Source organism: Tabrizicola sp. (genome assembly GCF_031377265.1).
Lineage (GTDB): Bacteria > Pseudomonadota > Alphaproteobacteria > Rhodobacterales > Rhodobacteraceae > JAUYQR01.
On record NZ_JANMET010000292.1, the window covers coordinates 1 to 10711 of the forward strand.

Annotated in this window: 8 protein-coding genes and 1 pseudogene; all 9 read left to right on the forward strand. The window is 60.5% G+C overall.

The window, feature by feature from the left end:
• Window positions 1-3904 (forward strand): DNA-directed RNA polymerase subunit beta' (gene rpoC / locus RMO18_RS16175; protein ID WP_309667289.1); only part of this gene is annotated, 3904 nt, incomplete at its 5' end.
• A gap of 165 nt (window positions 3905-4069) precedes the next feature.
• A complete protein-coding gene (locus tag RMO18_RS16180; protein ID WP_309667292.1) occupies window positions 4070-4981 on the forward strand; it encodes a DMT family transporter in 912 nt (303 codons plus the stop codon).
• 95 nt (window positions 4982-5076) lie between these two features.
• A complete protein-coding gene (locus tag RMO18_RS16185) occupies window positions 5077-5802 on the forward strand; it encodes a glycosyltransferase family 2 protein (RefSeq protein ID WP_309667294.1) in 726 nt (241 codons plus the stop codon).
• 10 nt (window positions 5803-5812) lie between these two features.
• Window positions 5813-6121: a lipid-A-disaccharide synthase N-terminal domain-containing protein gene (locus tag RMO18_RS16190; RefSeq protein ID WP_309667296.1), complete on the forward strand. Its 309-nt coding sequence runs from the start codon at window positions 5813-5815 to the stop codon at window positions 6119-6121.
• A gap of 37 nt (window positions 6122-6158) precedes the next feature.
• On the forward strand, window positions 6159-7541 hold the full coding sequence (locus tag RMO18_RS16195) for a glycosyltransferase family 39 protein (RefSeq protein WP_309667297.1): 1383 nt from the start codon (window positions 6159-6161) through the stop codon (window positions 7539-7541).
• Window positions 7528-8286, forward strand: a complete 759-nt coding sequence (locus RMO18_RS16200) for a phosphatase PAP2 family protein (protein WP_309667298.1) — start codon at window positions 7528-7530, stop codon at window positions 8284-8286. Before RMO18_RS16195 ends, RMO18_RS16200 begins: the two co-directional genes overlap by 14 nt.
• Before the next feature lie 227 nt (window positions 8287-8513).
• Entirely contained in the window at window positions 8514-8885 is a 372-nt protein-coding gene (rpsL, locus tag RMO18_RS16205; RefSeq protein WP_054008058.1) for a 30S ribosomal protein S12, read from the forward strand.
• 11 nt (window positions 8886-8896) lie between these two features.
• Entirely contained in the window at window positions 8897-9367 is a 471-nt protein-coding gene (rpsG, locus tag RMO18_RS16210; protein WP_309667300.1) for a 30S ribosomal protein S7, read from the forward strand.
• A gap of 9 nt (window positions 9368-9376) precedes the next feature.
• Window positions 9377-10711: pseudogene (locus RMO18_RS16215) on the forward strand (elongation factor G); the annotation flags it as partial.

A 10711-nucleotide genomic window follows, 5' to 3' on the forward strand; every position in this document is an offset into this window, starting at 1 on the left:
GTTCCTGAAGTCGCTGCCCAGCCGCATCGGCCTCATGCTCGACATGACGCTGCGGGATCTGGAGCGGATTCTCTACTTCGAAAACTACGTCGTGATCGAGCCGGGTCTGACCGACCTGACCTATGGCCAGCTGATGACCGAAGAGGAATTCCTCGACGCGCAGGACCAGTATGGCGCTGACGCCTTCACCGCCAACATCGGTGCCGAAGCGATCCGCGAAATGCTGCAGGCGATCGATCTGCAGACGGTCGCTGACCAGTTGCGCGCCGACCTCAAGGAAGCCACCGGCGAGCTGAAGCCGAAAAAGATCATCAAGCGGCTGAAGATCGTGGAAAGCTTCCTTGAATCCGGCAACCGCCCGGAATGGATGATCCTGACCGTGCTGCCGGTGATCCCGCCGGAACTGCGCCCGCTGGTGCCGCTGGACGGCGGCCGCTTTGCCACGTCTGACCTGAACGACCTTTACCGCCGGGTGATCAACCGCAACAACCGTCTGAAGCGGCTGATCGAACTGCGCGCGCCTGACATCATTGTGCGCAACGAAAAGCGGATGCTGCAGGAAGCCGTCGATGCGCTGTTTGACAACGGCCGCCGTGGCCGGGTGATCACGGGCACCAACAAGCGCCCGCTGAAATCGCTGTCCGACATGCTGAAGGGCAAGCAGGGTCGCTTCCGCCAGAACCTTCTGGGCAAGCGGGTCGACTTCTCGGGCCGTTCCGTCATCGTGACCGGCCCGGAACTGAAGCTGCACCAGTGCGGGTTGCCAAAGAAGATGGCGCTGGAACTGTTCAAGCCGTTCATCTACTCGCGGCTTGAGGCGAAAGGGCTGTCGTCCACCGTCAAACAGGCGAAGAAACTGGTCGAGAAAGAGCGTCCTGAAGTCTGGGACATCCTGGATGAGGTCATCCGCGAACACCCGGTGCTGCTGAACCGTGCACCCACGTTGCACCGTCTGGGTATCCAGGCGTTCGAGCCGATCCTGATCGAAGGCAAGGCGATCCAGTTGCATCCTCTCGTCTGCTCGGCCTTCAACGCCGACTTTGACGGCGACCAGATGGCTGTGCACGTGCCGCTGAGCCTTGAGGCTCAGCTGGAAGCCCGCGTTCTGATGATGTCGACGAACAACGTTCTGTCGCCCGCGAACGGCGCGCCGATCATTGTTCCGTCGCAAGACATGGTTCTTGGCATCTATTACGTCACCATGGAACGCAAAGGCATGGTTGGCGAAGGCATGGCCTTCTCCGATATCGACGAGGTCGAGCATGCCCTGGTATCCGGTGCGGTGCATTTGCACGCCAAGATCAAGGCCCGCCTCAAGCAGGTTGACGACGAAGGTAACGTGGTCTGGAAGCGCTTTGATACCACGCCCGGCCGTCTGCGGCTTGGCAACATCATGCCGCTGAATGCCAAGGCACCGTTTGACCTCGTCAACCGCCTGCTGCGGAAAAAGGACGTGCAGACCGTCATCGACACCGTCTACCGCTACTGCGGTCAGAAAGAGTCGGTGATCTTCTGCGACCAGATCATGACGCTGGGCTTCCGCGAGGCCTTCCGCGCCGGCATCTCGTTTGGCAAGGACGACATGGTCGTGCCGGACACCAAGTGGGATATCGTCAACGATACGCGTGAGCACGTCACCGGCTTTGAATTGCAGTACATGGACGGCCTGATCACTCAGGGCGAAAAGTACAACAAGGTCGTCGACGCCTGGACCAAGTGCAACGACAAGGTCACCGAGGCGATGATGGCCACCATTTCGGCCACGCATTTCGACGCGAACGGTGCCGAGAAAGAGCCGAACTCGGTCTACATGATGGCCCACTCCGGTGCCCGGGGTTCGGTCATCCAGATGAAGCAGCTTGGCGGGATGCGCGGCCTGATGGCCAAACCGTCGGGCGAGATCATCGAGACGCCGATCATCTCGAACTTCAAGGAAGGTCTGACCGTTCTTGAATACTTCAACTCGACCCACGGCGCGCGGAAAGGTCTGTCTGACACCGCGCTGAAGACGGCGAACTCGGGCTACCTGACCCGCCGTCTGGTGGATGTGGCGCAGGATTGCATCGTGCGCAGCCATGATTGTGGCACCGAAAACGCGATCACTGCTTCGGCGGCGGTCAACGACGGTGAAGTCATCGTCCCGATGGGCGAGCGTGTGCTGGGCCGCGTGACGGCAGACGACATCTTCTATCCGGGTACGGATGAACTTGTCGTCGGCAAGGGCGAGTTGATCGACGAACGGCGTGCCGATCTGATCAACACCTCGGGCGTGGCCACCATCCGCATCCGCAGCCCGCTGACCTGCGAGGCCGAGGAAGGCGTTTGTGCCATGTGCTACGGGCGTGACCTTGCCCGCGGTACGCTGGTCAACATCGGCGAGGCTGTCGGCATCATCGCCGCGCAGTCCATCGGTGAACCCGGCACCCAGCTGACGATGCGGACGTTCCACATCGGCGGCGTGGCGCAAGGCGGCCAGCAGTCGTTCCTCGAAGCCAGTCAGGAAGGCAAGATCGAGTTCCGCAATGGCAACCTGCTGTCCAATGTCTCGGGCGAGCAGATCGTGGTGGGCCGCAGCATGTCCATCGCGATCATCGACGATGCCGGGCAGGAACGTGCAGCACACAAGCTGACCTACGGCGCAAAGCTGCATGTGAAGGACGGCCAGTCCGTCAAGCGCGGGACGAAACTGTTCGAATGGGACCCCTTTACCCTGCCGATCATCGCCGAAAAGACCGGCGTGGCGCGGTTCAAGGATCTTGTTTCGGGCATCTCGATCCGCGAAGACACGGACGAAGCCACCGGCATGACCCAGCGGATCGTGTCCGACTGGCGGTCGGTGCCGAAGGGCGGCGATCTGAAGCCGGAAATCATCGTGATGGACCCCGCCACTGGCGACCCGGTCCGCAGCGACACCGGCGCTCCGATCAGCTATTCCATGTCGGTGGACGCGATCCTTTCCGTCGAAGACGGGCAGGAACTGCGGCCGGGTGACGTGGTGGCGCGTATTCCGCGCGAAGGTGCCAAGACCAAGGACATCACCGGGGGTCTTCCTCGCGTGGCGGAACTGTTCGAAGCCCGTCGTCCGAAAGACCACGCGATCATCGCGGAAACCGATGGCTACGTGCGCTTCGGCAAGGACTACAAGAACAAGCGCCGCATCACCGTCGAACCGGTGGATGAGACGTTGACGGCCGTCGAATACATGATCCCGAAGGGCAAGCACATTCCGGTTCAGGAAGGCGACTTTGTCCAGAAGGGCGACTACATCATGGACGGCAACCCGGCGCCGCATGACATCTTGCGGATCCTGGGGGTCGAAGCGCTTGCCAACTACATGATCGACGAAGTGCAGGACGTTTACCGCCTGCAGGGCGTGAAGATCAACGACAAGCACATCGAGGTGATCGTACGTCAGATGCTCCAGAAATTCGAAATTCTGGACAGCGGCGAAACGACGCTCTTGAAGGGCGAGCATGTCGATAAGGCCGAGCTGGAAGAGTACAACACCAAGGCCGCAAACCTTGGCATGCGTCAGGCCACGGCTGAACCGATCCTGCTGGGCATCACCAAGGCAAGCTTGCAGACCCGCAGCTTCATCTCGGCGGCGTCGTTCCAGGAAACCACGCGGGTGCTTACCGAGGCTTCGGTTCAGGGCAAGCGTGACAAGCTGGTCGGTCTGAAGGAGAACGTGATCGTCGGCCGGTTGATCCCGGCCGGCACCGGCGGGGCAACCAGCCGCGTCAAGAAGATCGCGGCGGATCGCGACCAAACCGTGATCGACGCTCGCCGGTCGGAGGCTGAACAGGCCGCCGCATTGGCTGCGCCGATCGAGATCGCGCCGCAGACCGAAGCCGAGCGCGTGTTCGATACGAACTTTTCTGATACCGTCGAAAGCCGGGATTGATCGCCAAGGTCTGACCGAAAACCAATCTCCGCCGTCCGAAAGGCCGGCGGGGTTTTTCATTTGCGGCAGTGCCCGAACGCAAGCATCGCTGCGCAGCCCCGCGGATACGCCCTTTTCAGGTGCGGTCCGTCCGGCTATCACCGCTGCCAACAGGGCAGGGGCCAGATGCAGCTTTCCGACAACGTGCGCGGCGCGGTCTTGATGAATGTTGCAATGGCGGCCTTCACCATCAACGACACGGCGATGAAAGCCGCGATGCAAGCAGTGCCGCTGTTTCAGGCCATCGGCATACGGGGCCTTGTCGCGACGCTTGCATTGACCGTGATTGGTTACCGGTTGGGTGGGCTCAGCCTGAATTTGCCACGGCGCGACCTTGGCTTTCTTGCCATGCGCAGCGGGGCCGAGGTGCTGGGCACCATCCTGTTTCTTGCCGCATTGATGCACATGCCCATCGCCAACCTGTCAGCGATCATGCAGGTCTTGCCGCTGGCCGTAACGCTGGCCGCAGCACTGTTCCTGCGCGAGCGGATCGGCTGGCGTCGGATGACGGCGATCGTGATCGGTTTTGCCGGTGTGATGATCATCATTCGCCCCGGCACGCACGGATTCGACATCTGGTCGGTGATGGGGCTTGGATCGGTGATCTGCGTTGTCGTGCGCGATCTGGTGACCCGACGGATGAGCGCGTCGCTGCCCTCGGTGACGGTCGCGTTAAGTGCTGCGGTCACGGTTCTTGTGTTGGGGTTGGCAGGTACGGCGGCTCAGGGGTGGCAGCCGGTGGCGCAGACGGACTTGCTGTTGATCGCAGGCGCTGCGCTGGCGTTGATCGTTGGCTATCTGACGGTGGTTATGACCATGCGGGTGGGTGAAATCAGCTTTATCGCACCGTTCAGATATATGGCGCTGCTTTGGGCCATAGTGCTTGGCTGGCTGGCGTTCGGTGAGCTGCCAGATGCGCTGACATTGATTGGCGCTGCAATAGTGGTGCTGACGGGTGTATACACGCTTATGCGAGAACGGAAACTGCGTCTGACTGGGCCAGTTCTTGCGCAAGCAGAGGGCGAAACGGTTCATTGATGTGTCGCAAATCCGATATACTCGGGCAATAGTGATGTCTTCTTGGGCAGTCCGGCCGTGCCGTACTGCGAAAACTGCACAAAAACAGGCAGCGTATGGTCAAGCTCAGTGTCGTGATTCCTGCCCGGAACGAGGCAGGGAATATCTTGGGCCTCATTGACGCGATTGATGCGGCGCTGGGCATGCATCGTCCCTTCGAGATCATCGTCGTAGACGATGGATCGACAGATGCAACTGCAGCCCTGTTGACTGCGCGGGCCAAAGACGTGCCCCATCTACGACTGGTGAAGCACGAGATCTCTGGCGGTCAAAGTGCCGCCGTCCACAGTGGAGTGCTGGCTGCGACAGCACCGCTGATCTGCACGCTTGACGGCGATGGCCAGAACCCGCCCGAAGACCTGCCCAAGCTGGTGGGGCCACTGCTGGCAGACGCGTCGGGGCGTATCGGTCTGGTCGCGGGGCAACGGGTCGGGCGCAAGGACACGCTTTCCAAGCGGCTCGCCTCGCGCTTTGCCAATCGCTTGCGCGGCTGGCTGTTGCGCGATGGCACCCGCGATACCGGATGTGGGCTGAAGGCATTTCGCCGTGATGCCTTTCTGGCGTTGCCGTATTTCAACCACATGCACCGGTTTTTGCCGGCGCTGTTTGCGCGCGATGGCTGGGAGATCCGGCATGTCGATGTTGGCCATCGCCCACGCGCATCGGGGGCGTCGAACTATAGCAATTGGCAGCGCGCGCTGGTTGGAAGTGTCGACCTTTTCGGCGTCATGTGGCTGTTACGGCGGCGCAAGACGGTGGGTCTAAAGGTGGTGGTTCGGTGAGGAGGACAACATGCAAACGATCATGAGTCTGCTTGGCACAACAACGGCCACGGATGCCGCCTGGTTGATCGTCGGGCTTTTGGGGCAGTTGATGTTCACTGCCCGCTTCCTTGTGCAGTGGCTGGCGTCTGAACAGGCGGGAAAATCGGTGGTTCCGGTGGCCTTTTGGTACTTTTCCATCGCCGGTGGTGTGATCGTGCTGGCTTACGGTATTCACAAACTGGAACCGGTGATCATTCTGGGCCAGTTGCCCGGCGTGGTGATCTACAGCCGCAATCTGTGGCTGATCTCGCGCGAGAATAATGGCCAACGCGTCTGACAGCACGCGGGGATGGCTCGTTCCGGCGTTAGTCTTTGTGACTGCGGTCACTTTGCTGCGTTGGGTGTTGCTGGCGTTTGACCAAACCGACCTGTTTGTAGATGAGGCGCAGTACTGGCTCTGGGGGCAGAACTTTGCGTTCGGTTACTTTTCCAAGCCGCCGTTGATCGCCTGGTTGATCGGCGCGGTGACCTCGGCCGCAGGCAGTGACAGTACCTTTTGGGTGCGGATGCCGGGAGCGGCCCTGCATGGCGCGACCGCACTCATCCTTGCATCGGTTGCGGATCGTCTGTTTGGCGCAAAGGTCGCGGTACTGGTTGCTTGCGCCTATGTGACGCTGCCGATGGTTGCGGTGGGCAGCCTTCTGATCTCGACCGACACGGTCATGGCGCCGTTCTTTGCTGCAGCACTTTTGTGGCACCTTCGGCTGGTTCAGACTGGGTCCGCGCGCTATGCGCTCTTGGCCGGAGGGACAGCTGGGCTGGCCTTCCTGGCCAAGTATGCAGCCCTCTATTTCCTGATCGCGGTGGCAGTGGCGGCGATCCTGCGGTCTGACATGCGGGTGTCGTGGGGAAATGCCGGGCTCTTGCTGGCGGCATTTACTGTGGTGATCTCGCCGAACGTCGCGTGGAACCTTTCGCATCAGCTGGCCACGGTTTTCCATACCGCCGGCAATGTGGGATGGGTTCGGCTGGATAACCCGCTTGCCGAGTTGAACCTGGCCGGCCTGCTGGAGTTCGTGGTCAGTCAGTTTGTCGTCTTCGGGCCAGTCCTGTTCGGCATCCTTTTGATGGCGATGCTGAGGAATTTGGGTGACAAGCGTCTCATGGCTTTTATCTGGCCGATCCTTCTGCTGGTCAGCCTGCAGTGCCTGTTGGGCGGGGCAAATGCAAACTGGGGGGTCGCGGCCTATTTTGCGGGAACCGTCGTGGCTATTGCCCTTCTGCAACACCGGCACGGCCTCTTGCGTCTTTCGCTGTTGATCAACGGCGCTGTCTGCGTGATTTTGCCTGTGCTGACACTGCTGCCCGATCTCGCGGTTGGCGATGAACTGCTGCTGAAGCGCTATCTTGGACGCGCAGCGCTAAGCCAGCAAATCCTTGCGCATGCCAGCGAAACCCGTGCTGTTGCCATTGTTGCCAATCAGCGTGATGTCCTGGCCGATCTGTTCTACACCGGGCGAGACAGCGCAATACCTGTCTATGCGATGCGTCCCAACTGCCGCCCCGCCAACCACTACGAACAGACCTATCCCGCCCCGCTGGCCCTGTCCGGGCCAATCATCCTGGTCAACTCCACCGCCCCGGTTTGCGAAACGCCGGTGGTGTCGTTGTCCTTGCCTCTGTCGGGCGGGGCCTATGACGGCACTGACCTTGGCGCTTACCTGATCAACGCGAGGTGTCTTGATGCCGCAGGCTGACTTCAAAACAATCGGCGTTCTCTTGGGGCTGATCGCAGCCAGTTTTCTGGTCTTCGGGCTTTGGCCCGGGCTGGATCTTGCCGTGACGGGTTGGTTCTACACGCCCGAAACCGGTTTCCTGCTACAAGGCAACTGGGCAGCTGAGGCGTTCAGGCGGGCCGTCTGGGGCGCGTCTATCTTGTTGCTTTCGGTTGCATTGCCCGCCTTGATTTCTGGTCTGCTTGCGTGGCGGGAGACATGTCTCGGACTATCGACACGGCTTTGGGGCGGAGTGGTGGTGCTTTATCTTTTGGGTCCCGGCTTGCTGGTCGATCGGCTCTTGAAGCACCATTGGGGCCGCGCCCGACCAGCGAATGTCATAGAGTTCGGTGGCACAGCGCGGTTCACGCCACCGCACGAGATCAGCGGTGAATGCGCTCGAAACTGTTCTTTTGCATCCGGAGAGGTTGCGGGTGCTGCCGCGCTCTCCATTTGCCTCCTGGTGATCCTCTGGAACCTGCGTTCAAGGTTGCCGGAATGGCTTTACCGGACCAGCCTCGCGGTCACGCTGATCCTTCCGGTGCTGATCGGTTTTCAGCGGATTGCTGCGGGGCGGCATTTCCTGTCGGACGTCATTCTGCCGGTGCTTCTTGTGGCACTGGTCGCGGCGGTGCAATCGCGACTATTGCCGTTGCGGGCGAGGGGCGCTGTTGGCACTGCAAGCCGGCTGGCTGTTGTTGACATCCGCCGCGACTCCCCCTATTAGCCCGCTCAACCTTGGATGCGGCGTAAAGTCAGTCCGTGGTTCTATACGATAGAAGTGGTCATGATCCGGGCCGAAACGCTCCGATCCTCTGGAATTCCACCGCGTCGTCCCTGAGCGAAGGGGACGCATGCGGTTTTGGCATTTTGCGATTCGCGCAGAGTGCCGTCGAGAAGCAGTGTGCCCGGGTCCGGGCGCGAGTATTGACAGAGCAACACGGGGTAACGTGAATGCCGACTATCCAACAGCTCATCCGCAAACCGCGGGAGCCGAACGTTCGCAAGTCCAAGTCGCAGCACTTGGAGTCTTGCCCGCAGAAGCGTGGTGTATGCACCCGCGTCTACACCACCACGCCAAAGAAGCCGAACTCGGCCATGCGGAAAGTCGCAAAGGTGCGTCTGACCAACAGCTTTGAGGTCATCTGCTATATCCCCGGCGAAAAGCACAACCTTCAGGAACACTCGGTGGTTCTGATCCGCGGCGGCCGTATCAAAGACCTTCCGGGTGTGCGTTACCACATCCTGCGCGGTGTTCTGGATACCCAGGGCGTCAAAGAACGTCGTCAGCGCCGGTCGAAATACGGCGCCAAGCGTCCGAAGTGAGGAAATAGAACATGTCACGTCGTCACGCCGCTGAAAAACGCGAAATCCTTCCCGATGCCAAGTATGGCGACCGGGTTCTGACCAAGTTCATGAACAACCTGATGCTGGACGGCAAGAAGTCCGTCGCCGAAGGTATCGTTTATGGCGCGCTGGAGCGGGTTCAGTCCCGCCTGAAGCGCCAGCCGATCGAGTGCTTCCACGAGGCGCTGGAAAACGTGAAACCATCTGTCGAAGTGCGCTCGCGCCGCGTCGGTGGTGCCACGTATCAGGTTCCTGTCGAAGTGCGCACCGAACGCCGTGAGGCGCTGGCAATCCGCTGGCTGATCATCGCGGCGCGCAAGCGCAACGAACACACCATGGAAGAGCGTCTGGCCGCCGAACTGGCAGATGCCGTCAACAACCGTGGCACCGCCGTCAAAAAGCGGGAAGACACCCATAAAATGGCCGACGCAAACAAAGCGTTCAGCCATTACCGCTGGTAAGGGGTCATCATGGCACGCGACTATCCGCTGAACCGCTACCGCAACTTCGGGATCATTGCGCACATCGACGCAGGGAAAACCACGACGACCGAGCGGATCCTCTACTACACCGGCAAGACCCACAAAATCGGCGAAGTGCACGATGGTGCCGCGACGATGGACTGGATGGAGCAGGAGCAGGAACGCGGGATCACGATCACCTCGGCTGCGACCACCACCTTCTGGCAGCGCCAGATCGACAGTGCTGACCTGTCGTCGGACGACAAGTACCGCTTCAACATCATCGACACCCCCGGCCACGTCGACTTCACCATCGAAGTCGAACGTTCGCTGGCCGTGCTTGACGGTGCTGTTGTGCTTCTTGACGGCAACGCCGGTGTTGAACCGCAGACCGAAACCGTCTGGCGTCAGGCCGACCGTTACAAGGTGCCGCGCATCGTGTTCGTCAACAAGATGGACAAGACCGGCGCCGACTTCATGAACTGCGTCAAGATGATCCGTGACCGGACCGGCGCTGTGCCGATGCCGATCCAGCTGCCGATTGGCGCTGAAGACAAGCTTGAAGGCATCATCGACCTGATCACCATGGAAGAGTGGGTCTATGAAGGCGAAGATCTCGGCGCATCCTGGGTGCGTCCGCCGATCCGTGCCGACCTGCAGGCCGAGGCCGACTAGTGGCGCTACAACATGCTCGAACTTGCTGTTGAGCAGGACGACGCCGCAATGGAAGCCTATCTTGAGGGCAACGAGCCGGACGAAGCAACGCTGCGCAAGCTGATCCGCAAGGGCACGCTGGCCATCGACTTCATTCCGATCCTCGCTGGCTCGGCATTCAAGAACAAGGGCGTGCAGCCCATGTTGAACGCCGTGATCGACTTCCTGCCCGATCCGCTGGACGTGCCGCCCTACGTCGGTTTCGCGCCGGGCGACGAGACGGAAACCCGCAACATCGAGCGGTCCGCAGACGACAACCAGCCGTTCTCGGGTCTGGCTTTCAAGATCATGAACGACCCCTTCATGGGCACCCTGACCTTTACCCGGATCTATTCGGGTCAAGTCAAAAAGGGTGATCAGATCCTGAACGCCACCAAGAACCGCAAAGAGCGCATTGGACGTATGGTCATGATGCACGCGAACAAGCAGGAAGAAATCGGCGAGGCTTTCGCCGGTGACATCATGGCTTTGGCTGGCTTGAAGGAAACCACCACGGGCGACACGCTTTGTGACCACGCCAAGCCGGTGGTTCTGGAAACCATGACCTTCCCGCAGCCGGTTATCGATGTCGAGGTGGAGTTCGCCCATGCCCTTCATGATGGTCTGACCGGATTCCTGATCAGTTTCCAC